General features: G+C 55.9%; 15 protein-coding genes. 5 read left to right on the forward strand and 10 right to left on the reverse strand.

What is annotated here, in order from left to right; genetic code table 11:
* Positions 1 to 10: 10 nt before the first annotated feature.
* The 3 genes from HGP17_RS29295 to HGP17_RS29305 all read right to left on the reverse strand — a co-directional run bounded on the left by HGP17_RS29295 (position 11) and on the right by HGP17_RS29305 (position 3,239).
* Positions 11 to 994, reverse strand: coding sequence for an AraC family transcriptional regulator (locus tag HGP17_RS29295; RefSeq protein ID WP_168814710.1), 984 nt, complete (start codon positions 992 to 994; stop codon positions 11 to 13).
* A 441-nt stretch (positions 995 to 1,435) separates the two neighbouring features.
* Positions 1,436 to 2,455 carry a LacI family DNA-binding transcriptional regulator gene (locus HGP17_RS29300; RefSeq protein WP_168814712.1) on the reverse strand — a complete coding sequence of 340 codons (1,020 nt, stop codon included), beginning with the start codon at positions 2,453 to 2,455 and terminating at the stop codon, positions 1,436 to 1,438.
* 25 nt (positions 2,456 to 2,480) lie between these two features.
* Positions 2,481 to 3,239, reverse strand: coding sequence for an SDR family oxidoreductase (locus HGP17_RS29305; protein WP_168814714.1), 759 nt, complete (start codon positions 3,237 to 3,239; stop codon positions 2,481 to 2,483).
* A gap of 155 nt (positions 3,240 to 3,394) precedes the next feature.
* Between HGP17_RS29305 and HGP17_RS29310 the strand changes: the two genes are divergently transcribed.
* Positions 3,395 to 4,426, forward strand: a complete 1,032-nt coding sequence (locus HGP17_RS29310) for an L-idonate 5-dehydrogenase (RefSeq protein WP_168814716.1) — start codon at positions 3,395 to 3,397, stop codon at positions 4,424 to 4,426.
* 53 nt (positions 4,427 to 4,479) lie between these two features.
* Here HGP17_RS29310 and HGP17_RS29315 read toward each other — a convergent pair whose 3' ends face one another.
* Positions 4,480 to 4,902: a heme-binding protein gene (locus tag HGP17_RS29315; protein ID WP_168814718.1), complete on the reverse strand. Its 423-nt coding sequence runs from the start codon at positions 4,900 to 4,902 to the stop codon at positions 4,480 to 4,482.
* A gap of 90 nt (positions 4,903 to 4,992) precedes the next feature.
* Between HGP17_RS29315 and HGP17_RS29320 the strand changes: the two genes are divergently transcribed.
* On the forward strand, positions 4,993 to 5,883 hold the full coding sequence (locus HGP17_RS29320) for an SMP-30/gluconolactonase/LRE family protein (RefSeq protein ID WP_168814720.1): 891 nt from the start codon (positions 4,993 to 4,995) through the stop codon (positions 5,881 to 5,883).
* Positions 5,884 to 5,950: 67 nt separating this feature from the next.
* Here HGP17_RS29320 and HGP17_RS29325 read toward each other — a convergent pair whose 3' ends face one another.
* Positions 5,951 to 6,157, reverse strand: coding sequence for a hypothetical protein (locus HGP17_RS29325; RefSeq protein ID WP_168814722.1), 207 nt, complete (start codon positions 6,155 to 6,157; stop codon positions 5,951 to 5,953).
* A gap of 336 nt (positions 6,158 to 6,493) precedes the next feature.
* On the opposite strand from HGP17_RS29325, the gene HGP17_RS29330 reads away from it, so the two are divergent.
* On the forward strand, positions 6,494 to 6,844 hold the full coding sequence (locus HGP17_RS29330) for a metalloregulator ArsR/SmtB family transcription factor (RefSeq protein WP_168814724.1): 351 nt from the start codon (positions 6,494 to 6,496) through the stop codon (positions 6,842 to 6,844).
* A 54-nt stretch (positions 6,845 to 6,898) separates the two neighbouring features.
* On the opposite strand, the gene queE is transcribed toward HGP17_RS29330, so the two are convergent.
* The 4 genes from queE to HGP17_RS29350 all read right to left on the reverse strand — a co-directional run bounded on the left by queE (position 6,899) and on the right by HGP17_RS29350 (position 9,962).
* Positions 6,899 to 7,627, reverse strand: a complete 729-nt coding sequence (gene queE, locus HGP17_RS29335) for a 7-carboxy-7-deazaguanine synthase QueE (RefSeq protein ID WP_168814726.1) — start codon at positions 7,625 to 7,627, stop codon at positions 6,899 to 6,901.
* A complete protein-coding gene (gene queD / locus HGP17_RS29340) occupies positions 7,624 to 7,980 on the reverse strand; it encodes a 6-carboxytetrahydropterin synthase QueD (protein WP_168814728.1) in 357 nt (118 codons plus the stop codon). The genes queE and queD overlap by 4 nt, the downstream gene beginning before the upstream one ends.
* Positions 7,980 to 8,690 carry a 7-cyano-7-deazaguanine synthase QueC gene (gene queC, locus HGP17_RS29345; protein ID WP_168814738.1) on the reverse strand — a complete coding sequence of 237 codons (711 nt, stop codon included), beginning with the start codon at positions 8,688 to 8,690 and terminating at the stop codon, positions 7,980 to 7,982. Before queC ends, queD begins: the two co-directional genes overlap by 1 nt.
* 168 nt (positions 8,691 to 8,858) lie before the next feature.
* Positions 8,859 to 9,962 carry an aldo/keto reductase gene (locus tag HGP17_RS29350; RefSeq protein ID WP_168814740.1) on the reverse strand — a complete coding sequence of 368 codons (1,104 nt, stop codon included), beginning with the start codon at positions 9,960 to 9,962 and terminating at the stop codon, positions 8,859 to 8,861.
* A 126-nt stretch (positions 9,963 to 10,088) separates the two neighbouring features.
* Between HGP17_RS29350 and HGP17_RS29355 the strand changes: the two genes are divergently transcribed.
* Positions 10,089 to 11,000, forward strand: coding sequence for a LysR family transcriptional regulator (locus HGP17_RS29355; RefSeq protein ID WP_168814742.1), 912 nt, complete (start codon positions 10,089 to 10,091; stop codon positions 10,998 to 11,000).
* 252 nt (positions 11,001 to 11,252) lie between these two features.
* Positions 11,253 to 11,672 carry a helix-turn-helix transcriptional regulator gene (locus HGP17_RS29360; RefSeq protein ID WP_168814806.1) on the forward strand — a complete coding sequence of 140 codons (420 nt, stop codon included), beginning with the start codon at positions 11,253 to 11,255 and terminating at the stop codon, positions 11,670 to 11,672.
* A 2-nt stretch (positions 11,673 to 11,674) separates the two neighbouring features.
* Here HGP17_RS29360 and HGP17_RS29365 read toward each other — a convergent pair whose 3' ends face one another.
* Positions 11,675 to 12,982, reverse strand: coding sequence for a TadE/TadG family type IV pilus assembly protein (locus tag HGP17_RS29365; RefSeq protein ID WP_168814808.1), 1,308 nt, complete (start codon positions 12,980 to 12,982; stop codon positions 11,675 to 11,677).
* Positions 12,983 to 13,422 lie beyond the last annotated feature (440 nt).

Consider the following 13,422-nt stretch of genomic DNA (forward strand, 5'->3'; position numbering starts at 1 on the left):
TGTAGCGGACTCAGACCTGCGCTCGACGTAGTCTTGCGGCGTCCGAGGGCATTTCCCCGAAAGACTGATGATAAAGGGCTGCGAAGCGCCCCATGTGGGAAAAGCCCCAATCGCGCGCAACCTCGGATACCGATTGAAGGCACGCAGGATCCATCAGGGCCCTGCGTGCACCCTGCAGACGGATGGACCTCAGATAATTGATGGGCGTCGTATCCTTGAACTGCTGGAATGCCGCCTGCAAGGCCCGCACGCTTGTGCCGGCTTCACGCGCAATATCGGTAATACCGATGTTCAATCCCGCATTGGCATGCATGTAATCGATCGCCCGCTTCAGCCGCCTGGGGATTGCCGGCGAAACCGGCTTCAGCAAACGCATTGAATAATTGTTCGGGACTGCTTCGAGAAGCCTGATCATCATGGCCTGTAGAAGATGCTCGGTAAAAAGGCCCGAGGATTGATCTGCGTCATCCGCAGTCAGACTATCCCAGATCAGGCGACCGAGCGCTGCAATTCGCGCACCCTTCTCGCCTGAAAGATCGATCGCATCGGTAAATTCTAGCCCAGCCACGACCGGTGCGTCCAACAACTCACTCAATTGGCGTGTCATGGCAGACCTTTCGAACGCAATCCCGATGTGACTGCGTTGCTCATGCAAGACCAGCCGCTCAAAGGACGACATGTTGCAGATAAGCCCCCTGCCCGGCTCGGATTCCAATTGCCTGCCGCCGGTATCGACACTCATCTTGCCTGATGACGGGAGATAGAGAGCATAGGCATCCGGCCCCCCCGATAGTGTCACACGCATTCCCGAATGACAGCTTCCATTCCAGACGCTGAAATCTCCCAGGGAATAATGCCGATCCTGGACCGACACGAGCATGCGTCGCTGCAAGGGCTCGACGACGGCCGGGAATAACGTCTTTTCATAATGCGCGGTCATTTCCGCAGCATCTGCGTTCTCGATTTTGAATACGGACCCAGTCAGAGACTTCAAATATTATCCCCTCGCGATCGCCGACCCGCTTTTCAAGACATCACTCAATGCGAATAGAAGAATATAACCGGCAATAGATTTTAATAGGAAATAAATTTAGCCATTTTGTGGCCAAATTTCACCGACGTATAAATGTAAAATATACAAAGTAATGACTACTGAGCATTCAGAACTTTATTTGAACTTTCAAATACATCGTATTTCCATCAATGCTTAATAAAAAGATGCGCGATTATTTTAATTTTAAAGAAATCTGTGGTTGCTCTTAGTAGAAACCCCACCTAGTGAGCGAAGCTCGTCAAAGTTGCGTAGCCATGTCGTCTTCCGGCAACTACGGAGCAGGAGGCAATCATGTCCTTCGATGATGTCGTTCAATACTAATGAGGTACACTTTAGTGGCGGTCATCGAGCGACGCACAGGCAGACTGTATCTCCGCTCGGCTAAGGCCTGCGGCTGCTACCGCGTACAATCAGCTCTGGAGAGATGCTGATATTGGCGACGTGCTGGGTGCCGTCAAGAATATCAAGGATCAGTTGGCCGGTGCGCTCGCCTATAGCGCGGGCGAAGACATTGATCGTGGTCAGCGTCGGCACGCAAACCTCTCCGATTTCGTAATTGCCAAATCCGGCAATGAAAAATCGGCCAGGAACCGGGATGGCACGCCGCTGACATTCGGCCAGCGCGCCGTAGGCGGCAAGATCGGAAACACAGACAACCGCGTCCGTATCCGGATAGACCTTGATCAGCTCCGCCATCGCATTCGCGCCTTCGCGTATCGATATCGGCGGCGCACCTGTCGCAATCAACCGGGATGGATCAAGGTCATGCGCCTGCATCGCCGTCGTGAAACCCAACCTGCGTTCGTGACCGCGCGTATCTTGTTCAACATCGCCACCGATGAAGGCGATGCGCCGGCAGCCAAGCGCAACGAAGTGATCGATCATATCGCCCATGGCGGCCGCATTTGAAAATCCGACATAGTGACCGATCGGTTCGGCCGGAATATCCCAGGTCTCGATGACCGGAATAGCGACGGTTTGCAAAAGACGCCGGGCGCGCTGAGTATGCCTGCCGCCGGTCACGACGATCGCCTGCGGTTTGCGACGAAGCAGCTGTTCGATCAGCCGCTCCTCTTCGTCGACATCGTAATTCGTGTAACCAAGCAGGATCTGCATGTCCCGCTTTGACAAAGCGTCCGAAAGGCCACCAACCGTGTCCGCAAAGTTCGCATTGTTGATGGACGGTATCGTGACCGCGACAAAGCCTGATTTCTGAGAGCGCAGATTGGAGGCCGTACTATCGAATACGTAGCCCAGTTCCTCCGCTGCGTTGCGGATGGCTTCCCGGGTCTCCGCATTTACCAGACTATCCGTCTTGAAAGCACGCGATACCGTCATCGGGGAAACCCCGGTGAGACGGGCAATATCCGCCATGGTCGGTGTCTTGCGATCGCTGCTCATGACTTTGGGTCGTTATGCCTTTCCATCAAAGCGACGCGGTAATCCCACCGTCGACATAAAGCACATGGCCGTTGACAAATGAGGAGGCATCGGAAGCCAGGAAGATGCACGCACCGACGAGTTCCTCGACCTGACCCCATCGCCCCGCAGGTGTGCGTTTTTCGAGCCAGGCAGAGAAATCGGCATCGGCCACGAGCGCAGCATTCAGCGGCGTGTCGAAATACCCGGGCGCGATGGCATTGCATTGCAATCCGTATTTTGCCCAATCTGTTGCCATGCCCTTGGTGAGGTTGCCAACAGCGCCCTTCGTTGCCGTATAAGGCGCGATCGACGGGCGCGCCAGCGCCGTCTGAACGCTTGCGATGTTGATGATCTTTCCGGCCCGACGAGGGATCATATGACGCGCCACGGCCTGACCGACATTGAAAACGCTCGTTATGTTCGTCCGTAACAACCGTTCGAATGCATCGGCGGGAAATTCCTCAAGCGGCGTGCGGAACTGCATTCCAGCATTGTTGACCAGAATATCGATCGCACCGATCTTGGCTTCGAACGCATCCACGGCATCTCGCACCGCTTCATGATCGGTCGCATCGAATGGCAGGAGATGAACAGGTTCGACAAAGGCTTCCGCCGCGCTGGCAAGCTTTCCCGCATCGCGACCATTGAGGATCAGCTCGGCACCTGCCGCGGCCATTCCCTTGGCGAGTGCAAGGCCGATGCCTTGGGATGAACCCGTAACCAGGGCGCGCCGCCCTTTGAGATCGAAGAGGCCAAGAGACACGGTTTCCTCCATTTTTCCAACTCGACAAAACCTGGCGCTCCCGTTTATGTTAACGATAACATCGGATGTCAAGGGATGAGGCAAGGACGGATGCCGACCTTGGGGGCATGACATCGGGCAGGCTTTGCGGCCACCAGTTCATTGAGGAGGAAGACATGAAAGCCATCGTTGCTCACGCCGCCAAGGATCTGCGGATCGAAAATCTTCCAGAAGAGGAACCTGGCGCAGGCGAAGTCAAGCTCAGGCTGGCGACGGGCGGGGTCTGCGGTAGCGATCTGCATTACTACCATCATGGCGGTTTCGGCGCGGTACGTCTCAAGGAACCGATGATTCTAGGCCACGAGGTCAGCGCCACAGTCACTGCACTTGGTCCCGGCGTGCAGGGCCTTGAGGTCGGCCAACTCGTTGCCGTCTCACCTTCGCGCCCCTGCAGAGCGTGCCACTACTGCCTGCAGGGACTACCCAATCAATGCCTCAACATGCGCTTTTATGGCAGCGCCATGCCCTTTCCGCATATTCAGGGCGCATTTCGCGAAACGCTGGTTGCCGATGCCATTCAATGCGTGCCAGCAGACGGACTGACGCCGGGTGAAGCGGCGATGGCCGAACCGCTGGCCGTCACACTGCACGCCACAAGGCGTGCCGGCGAAATTCTAGGCAAACGCGTGCTTGTGACAGGTTGTGGTCCCATCGGTGTGCTTTCGATCCTGGCCGCACGTCGCGCAGGCGCTGTAGAGATCGTCGCGACAGATCTTTCGGACTTCACACTGTCACTCGCCAAGGAGGCAGGTGCTGACAGGATCATCAACACCAAAGACGATCCTGAGGCATTGGCCGCTTATTCCGCGGATAAAGGCACTTTCGATATCCTCTACGAGTGCTCTGGCGCGGTGGCGGCGCTTATCGGTGGCATCGCAGCCGTCAGGCCCCGCGGCATCATCGTGCAGCTTGGCATCGGCGGCGATGTCAGCGTTCCGATGATTGCAATCACCGCCAAGGAACTGGAACTGCGCGGCTCTTTCCGCTTTCATGAGGAGTTCGCCGTCGGCGTCGATCTCATGCGAAAAGGCCTGATTGATGTGCGTCCACTGATCACCCATTCGGTGCCGCTTGCGGATGCGATCAGCGCGTTTGAGATCGCCTCGGATCGGAGCAAGGCCATGAAAGCACAAATCGTCTTTTCTTAATCATCAGGCGTTCGATCAGAGACCGGTCTTTGCTATAGAACGCGGATTTCGCACTACCAGTCGATATCCGCGCCAATGGCTTTGAGGGCGGCGAGCGCCACCTGCTCATCCTGTTCGCCTGAACCCGAGCCGACGCCGATGCCGCCGACGAGCATGCCTGAAAAACGGATCGGCAAACCGCCGCGCAGGCCGGTCATTCCGCCATGCGTGGCAACAGCAAGCGGCAGTCTCGCATGCTCCGGCAAGCTGATACTTGGGGCGCCGATCGACGCCGCGGTCTGCGCCTTCGCTGCTGCACTTTTGAGGGATTGAAACCGAGCGCCCCGCATGCGGAAGGAACCGAGCGTAACACCGCTCTGGTCCACCACGACGATACATTGCGGTTGCCCCATCGCGTTGGCCGCTGCGATCGCGGCGGTAAGCAACGCCATCACACCATCGTCGCTCAAAATGCTTGATGTCAGAATAAAGCTCATGCACCCCTCTCCGACCTTGCGGACTCATTTGGATATGTTATCGATAACACGTCGGGCGTGCGGTGCAACACTACGGGAGGTCTTGTCACAATGTCATTCTTCGAGATCATGGATCCTGCCTTCGGGAAATTTGTCCTCGGCAACGCTCCCGTCAAGCAAATCGCAAGCGGTTTCGATTGGGTGGAAGGCCCGGTATGGTTCGGAGACCTGAACTGCCTGCTCTTCTCGGACATTCCCAACAACCGCATCATGCGCTGGATACCCGGCGCCGGCACCAGCGTGTTTCGCGAACCGTCCAATTTCTCCAACGGTCATACACGCGATCGGCAGGGCAGGCTCGTTAGTTGTGAGCACGGCGGCAGGCGCGTAACGCGAACCGAGTTCGATGGATCCATCACCGTCATCGCCGACAGCTATCAAGGCAAGCGCTTGAATTCGCCGAACGACGTCATCGTTGCCTCTGACGGCGCGATCTGGTTCACCGATCCTCACTATGGCATCGCCACCGATTACGAAGGTCACAAGAGCGAGCAGGAATCGCCTTGTAACGTTTATCGCGTTGACGCCTCCGGCGTGATGCAGGCAGTTCTGACGGATTTCAACTGCCCGAACGGGCTTGCATTCAGCCCGGATGAAAAGAAACTGTATGTCGCCGATACCGGGCGAATGCACAGCGACGATCCGCAACATATTCGTGTGTTCGATGTCGGCGAAAACTGGCGCCTCTCCGGCGGCAATGTATTCCATGTGATTTCGCCGGGCTGCGCCGATGGCATGCGGCTCGATACCGATGGCAACCTTTGGTCGTCGGCGCGAGACGGCGTTCATTGCATCGCACCCGACGGTCATCTGATGGGCAAGATTCTCGTGCCGGAGACGGTGTCCAACATATGCTTCGGCGGCCGCGGGAAACATAAGCTCTTTATAACAGCAACAACAAGCGTTTACGCCATTTCTCTCAACCGTAGCGGTGCGCTCTGAAATAGAAAGGGCCGGCGCAAAACCGGCCTCGTGTCGCTGGAGAGCTACGTTGAGGGGCCTGCCTGCACTATCCGCGCAGATCGACCTGACGGAACGTGCGCCCCGACACATTTGCCATTGGCGCCAATCGCGACGCCAAGGTGCGCTGCTGCTTTTGCGCCGCGTCTTTGAGAAGATTTGCCATACCGGCAATAGAAATACGATCCGCCTTCATGATCTGCCGGATCAGCGGATCTTTGAGAACTTCGGCGATCGTCAGGTCCCTGTGGGTCATCTTTATCTCCTGTTCGCTGAGAGAGAAGATAACCGGCTTAATTTGCAGCGCGATGTCAAAAGGCGGACAAAAACAAGGCAGTTCGTTCGATTTTGTTACAGAATAATTGCAAAACGTCGATCGGACATATTCCCAAATTACAATACGACCCTAGTTGTCGATTGACGAAAGGTTGATCCACTGGGCGATCGACCTGAAAGGGAGGCCCGGTTGCTCCGCGAGGGCGCAACATATTGCAATATTTCTGTCCTTAATTTTGCAACTTTTGCGTTTAACATCGCGCGACACCTGACCTTTGAAAGTTCATTACTTTCGCTATCAACGATTGGCCGCGTCATGTACTCAGATCAGACAACAGAAGACGAGCGTCTCAACTATCACGCGGACCTTCTAAGCCAGCTGTCCAATCCCAAGCGTCTGGAAGTTTGCATCCATCTGACCGGGCACGAGGAAGACGTCAACAGTCTGGCGAAGAAGCTTGGCATCTCGCAGTCTGCGCTGAGCCAGCATCTGACACGGCTTTATCATTCCGGCATCGTCAAAGTCCGCCGCCAGGCGCAGTTCAGATATTATACCTGCGACCATCCCGGGGTGCAGCAGATCCTCAAGACGTTGGCCGAGCTCTTCGACGCGGATGCACCCAAGCGCGCGTCCGACGATGCCGAGGACAAAGACAGCAAGTCCTGACGAGCGAATTGAAGCCGATGACGTTTTTTATATTTTGACCGTATCGCGCTTCGATCAGACGCTCCGTCTGTTCCCCCAGATCAACACATGGAGCTGCGGCAGCACGCGCGCATCGAACCACTGATCAGCGCTGACCTTATCCACGAGCCAGCGCATCCGGTCCATCACGCCGTCTATATCGACCAAGGCGTCATCGGCGTCGGGCGGGGGCGGCGTATGGTTGCCGGGCTGCAGATAGATCGGCAAATGCGGATAGCGGGCGCCGGCGGCGCGTGCATAGGCATAATCGCGGTCATCGAATATGACGATCTTCAATGCAATGATTGGTCCATTCGCCGCCGCACGCAGACAATCATTGAGCACTTGCCAATCCGTTCTCATGCCGCTCGACGGCGGCTTGGGACTGAGCACCAGCGTATCGAGATCGGCGAACCAATCCTTTGCGATGCTCCCTTGCGTTTCCAAGGCAAACCGATAGCCTTCCTGATGACCGCGGGCGATCAGCGAGGCGAACGGCTGGATGGCCGGATTGCCGCCCGAAAGCGATATGGTCAACGCCTTGCCGCCGGAAAGACGTGTGACATCGCGCCATATCTCGTCCACCGACATCGGCTGCCATTGATCACGGTAATCGGCGTCAACGGCATGCAGCGTATCGCACCAGGAGCAGCGATAATCGCAACCGCCGGTGCGCACGAAAACCGTGGGAAGGCCGATCAGTATCCCCTCGCCCTGTATTGTTGGGCCGAATATCTCGCTCACCCGAATGCGCGCTTCGCTCATGGCCGATATTCCGCCCAGGTCTTCGGCGTCTCGCTAACCCGAACCGCAGAGGTTTCTGGCAGCAGGGTCTTGCACCAGTCGTAAAAATGCTTGGCGAGACATTCCGACGTCACCCGATCATGGCCCAGAACATCGTTGAGATGGCGATGATCAAATTCGCTGTCTATATATTGCTTTAGCGGCGCAAGCTCATGATAATCGCGAACGAAACCATTGGCATCGAGTTCGAATGCCGCAAGCTCGACCACGACAATATAGTTATGCCCATGCAGCCGCGCGCATTGATGATCCAAGGGGAGATGCGGGAGCTGATGCGAGGCGGAGAAGTGAAATTCCTTGGTGATGCGAAACATCACTTCACCTCTTCGGCTGAAAAGCCGGCGGTTGTCGACACCCAGAAATCCCGGTCTTCATAATCGGTCGGGTCTTCAACGCCGGCGAGGTGAAACGCTTCACGGCGTTCGACGCAGGTTCCGCAACGGCCACAATGCCGTTCACCGCCCTTATAACAGGACCAGGTTTCAGCAAACGGGGTTTCATGCCTGGCGCCATCCGTCACGATGTCCGCCTTCGAGATTGTCACATAGGGCGCATAGAGCCTGACATCGGCGTAGCCGTCGAGTGCGTGGTTCTGCATTTGCTGAAACGCATCGATAAAGCCAGGGCGACAATCCGGATAGATGAAATGATCGCCGCCATGGACCGCAACGGCCACAGCATCCGCCTTTTGTGCCGCGGCCAGACCGAAGGCGATCGACAGCATGATCGCGTTGCGGTTTGGCACGACGGTCACCTTCATCGTGTCTTCGGCATAATGCCCGTCGGGCACCTCGACCTCATCCGTAAGGGCCGAGCCCGTCAAATGCTTGCCAATAGCCGTGATGTCGATGATCTGGTGAGGTACGCCGAGACGCCTTGCACAGGCTGCCGCGAATTCCACTTCCTTACGGTGCCTCTGGCCATAGGCGAAGGAGACGAGGCCGATCAGTTGATGTTCCGCCGCGACCTTGTGGGCGAGCGAAACGGAGTCCAGTCCGCCGGAGCAGACAACGATAGTCTTCATAATTTGGGATCCCTTGTTTTGACCGGGTGGGCTGCGACCGGATTTCGTGGCTTATGAAGGCCACGGCCGCTCAGTAGCAGCAGCCGTCCGAAGACACAAGGCATCCCTGTTTATGGACTTTGCGCCGGCATTGCTGCCGGCGCAAAATTCAATAGAGGGGACAGAAGCTCAGACCCCGGCGAATTCGCCCGAAATGCGCAGATCCGGATGGTATGCAGCCGGTTTGTCGGCAACGGTCTTGCCACCGGTCAAGGCACCCTGGATCTCGGATCCGAAGAAAGAATAGGGAAAACTTGATGGAAGAGTGCTGACATCCTCAAGCCGCTGGCGCAGCTCCGACGGGATGACGAAATCAAGTGCGCCCAGGTTATCCTTCAGTTGTTCAAGCCTGGTTGCCCCGATGATGACCGAGGCCAATCCCGGCTGCGTCATTGCCCAATTGATCGCCACTTGCGCCATGCTTCGACCGAGGTCAGCCGCAACCTTCTCAAGTTCGGCAACGATTGCCCAGTTGCGATCATTGAACTTCTGAAATCCCGGATTTGTCGTGCCGCGCACCATCTCCAGGCGACCATCCCCCTGATGTTCGACGCTTGGACGATACTTGCCACTGAGAAGGCCGCTTGCCAAAGGGCTCCAGGCCATGATCCCTGCGCCATACCGGGTGCCGAAGGGTACGAATTCGTTCTCTATACTGCGCTCCGCCAGCGAATATTCGAGCTGCAGGGCCGATACCGGCTCATAGCCTCGATGTTCGGCAATGGATTGGGCACGGCTCGCATACCAGGCGGGAACGTCGGACAGGCCGACATGCAGGACCTTCCCTGCCCGCACCAGATCATCAAATGTCCGCATCACTTCCTCCGGCGGCGTCAACCGGTCCCAGCAATGCATCAGGTAGAGATCGATATGATCGGTGTGCAGGCGCTTCAGCGATGCGTCGACGGCCCGCAGGATGTTCTTGCGGCCATTGCCGGCTGCGTTTGGAGAGCGCGCCGTAAGATTCATCGAGAACTTCGTCGAAATCACCGCATCGTCGCGCAATCCGCGTTCCGCGATGAATTCTCCGAGCCAAGTCTCGGATGTGCCGCCGGTATAGGCATCGGCCGTATCGAAGAAATTGCCGCCGGCATCGACATAGGCATTGAAGATGGCGCGTGCGGCGTCTTTATCGGCACCCCAACCCCATTCGGTCCCAAACGTCATGGTGCCGAGCGCAAGCCGGGTAACCTTCAGCCCACTATTGCCAAGGGTGTAAAATTCCATGCTCATGAGGTGCTCCACTTGAAACGACGGGCTCCTTGAGGAGCCGTTCAACCTGATGGGCACACATTCATTCTTTTCGGGCCGCGTGATAAGGCTGTTTAATATACATGCATTATGCGATATTATTCAGGAATGGATCGTGATCTGCTCGCACATCTGCCTGTCGTCGTCGCAGTTGGCCGCCGCGGTGGTTTCGCAGCTGCCGCCCATGAGCTGGGCATGAGTGCATCGGCTGTCAGCCACTCGGTCCGCCTGGTTGAGGAGCGGCTCGGCCAACCGCTTTTTGCCCGCACGACGCGCAGCGTCGCGTTGACGGAGGCAGGTAAAAACCTGATTGCAACCGCAGCGCCTGCCCTGCAGGATATTCACGAACGAATGGAGCGAATACGCGCCGTCAAAGGCCGAGCGAGCGGTCTGTTGCGGCTGAATGCACCCCGGGTCTGTCTGCCGCTCGGCGTGACACGCGTCATCACGAGCATGAGCGATCGCTACCCGGAAGTGGAAGTCGAAATCTTTTCCGATGAGCGATTGACGGACATTGTGTCGGAAGGTTTCGATGCCGGCATACGGGTTGGCGAGATGATTGCGCAGGACATGGTCACCGTGCGCCTCACCAAGCCCTTCCGTTCAATCGTTGTTGCCTCACCCGATTATATCGGCCGCTTTGGCCGACCGAAAACACTTGGTGATCTCTCGAACCATAATTGTATCGGTTACCGCCTGATGCGTTCCGGTGGCCTCTATCAATGGGAATTCATCGAGGACGGTCGAGACGTCGCGGTCACGGTGCGCGGACAGGCAATCGTCACCGAATCTCATTCGGCGATCGAGCTGGCCATCGCTGGAGTTGGCTTGGCCTATGTGTTCGAACCACTGGTACAGCCGGATATCGCGGCAGGCAGATTGATAGAGCTGCTGCCACAGCACGCCGTGACCGAGGACGGTCTCTTCGTCTATTTTCCTCGCCGCGCCGAGCTTGCCCCCAAACTCAGAGCCTTCATCGACACGATCAGGCAGATCAACCGCGAATCGGCGACCTCATGAAGCCCGACTGCGCTAGCGCACGCCGCTGCAGCCTCGGTCCAATGTTCACATAACGCAAGCATTGTCCCTAACGCGCATGAAATACGCATAAGTAACAACGGTGCGCTTCGATTGACATTGCGGTTTTTCGTCGGTCTCGGCAGTCCTATAGGCGAACTATGCCGGGATGACGTCAACAACTTGCCGCAGCTTCCCGCCCATCAACGTCGTGACGTCTGGTGGGCGGTTTTCAAGCATCTGAAAGGGGAATCAGTGCAGGATACATCGAAGAAGAAGCCACCAAGCCCGATCGATGTTGAAGTTGGAAGGCGCATACGCCTGCAAAGGCGGATACTGGGGATGAGCCAGTCGGCGCTCGCGGAAGGCCTCAATGTGACCTTTCAGCAAGTTCAGAAATACGAAAAGGGAACCAATCGCGTCGGAGCCAGCAGGCTCCAGCGGGTTGCGGATTGTCTGGGTGTTCCGGTTTCCTACTTTTTCGACACAGCAGAGACAGAAGGACTTGCTCTGTCCGACGAGACGATCGTCGCGAAGAACGATCTTGTTCACTTCCTTGCTTCCGAAGAGGGTGCTGAACTCAATCGTTCCTTTGCGAAAATCAAGGATGCGCGAACCCGGCAGAAGATCCTGGAGCTGGTGAAGTCTCTCACGTTCACATCAAAGTCTGATTGAGATCAGCCGGTGAGCCTCGGGGTGCGGATCACCTTCAAAAAGAGCGCGTTCATAGCATCGGAGATACCCTGCGTCGGGCTGACTTCGAAGTAGAGGCCAGGCGAAGCACAATTGCGCAGGTTCGTACCGATCTGCGATTGGAACGGCGCAATCCAGGTGTTGTACCAGGCATTTTGCGGCAATGGCAAATAGGTCGTATAGAGGATTGCGATCTTGACGTTCTGATCTTTCAGCGGTTGACAGAAAGATGTATCGAGCGGTTCCTGACAGCGACCGCCGGTTGTTGGTTTCGTGCACGTCGTCGGCTTATAACTGTCACCGACGCCGTCCGTTACGAAGAACAGGACCTTCGACCGATCTGCGCTCGTTGTACCTCCGCCTCCCGTGCCGATGATTGGCTTGAGCTGCGTCAGCATCGTATCAAAACTGGTATCCTGGTCGCTGTTATAATTCTGACTGGGTGTGGTCATCAGATCGACGGCCCCAGTCGATGTCTTCACTTGGGTCATATCCCACGACAGCGCGGAGACGGAGGTCAGACCTGCAGCTTCGGCCTTGGTTCCGAAAGTGTAGACCGCCATGCGATATTGATCAGGGGTCTGGCGGTTTTTAGTCGCAGTATCCGTCAGCGACTGCGTCGCCTGACGCACCACGTCTATGCGCATGTTGATTTTCAGGCTCTTGGCTAGATTGTAGTAATTGTTCGTCGTATCGAGATTATGGCAAGCAAACGCACAGGTATCGCTCGTGTGAGTCTGCAACATCGTGATATCATCCGACGTTGCACCCACTCCCATCGATGGCGTGTTATCCAACAACATATAGAAGTCGATAAAACTTGCCGTCTGATACTGTGCGAAGGCGGTACCATTGAGCGGGATCGACATCAGCCCCATGACCTGCATCAATGTTGTCGGTACTGTGGCCGAGAAATTGACCGTGGATGAAACGATATTCGCCGCCTTTGTCACCTTGATATCTACATTGACCGGCACATTTTGCAGGTCGCTGGATGCCTGGCCGAAGAAAAGCGTCTTCGCGTCATCCTGTCCGACACTGATCGTGCCATCGGTGGTCATCGCCATGGCTGCGGCTACCGCCGGGGATGACGTTGCGATGGCGCCAACAGCTGCAGCATCCGCCGCATTGTAGAGCTCGGCCCTGATAACGAGTGCGTTGGTAACGTCGATCGCAAGCCCCGCTGCCCCGATCAGAGGAACGGCGAGCAATGCCGTCATCACAGCAAAATTGCCGGATCTATTGCCGGCGAACTTTCCCAAGGCCCAACTTAGTTTGCAACCAAGTTCCATGCAGCCATTTAATATCCTCAAGAAACACCTCGATATTATAGGTTGCATCTCGATTTTTTTCTCTGGTTGAATACAACTAAACTGATGATTTATCGTTATTATTATTAAACGAAGATATTTATTTTGAGATAACAACATGCACATCGCAGTATGTGCGATTTATTTATATAAATTTTACTACGTTTATAGATTGCATGATCGCCCGCAGATAGAAAGACAAGTCTAAATTAGATATTTTTCTACTTCTAATCGAGGCTTATTCTCCGCGCTGAATCGCGGCCAAGCTCATTGAATGCAACGAATTTGTGTGGTGATAGAGCTTTATACGACGCTTTCCATGCGGGTTTGCGCCGAGCGTATTTACGCGATCTTTAGTGTTTGCAGCTGAAAGCATAGGGCCATCGCTTTCGGGGGAAACGACTGCAACTTGGCAGGCATGT

The sequence above is a fragment of the Rhizobium sp. P38BS-XIX genome, assembly GCF_012641435.1.
GTDB lineage: Bacteria > Pseudomonadota > Alphaproteobacteria > Rhizobiales > Rhizobiaceae > Rhizobium.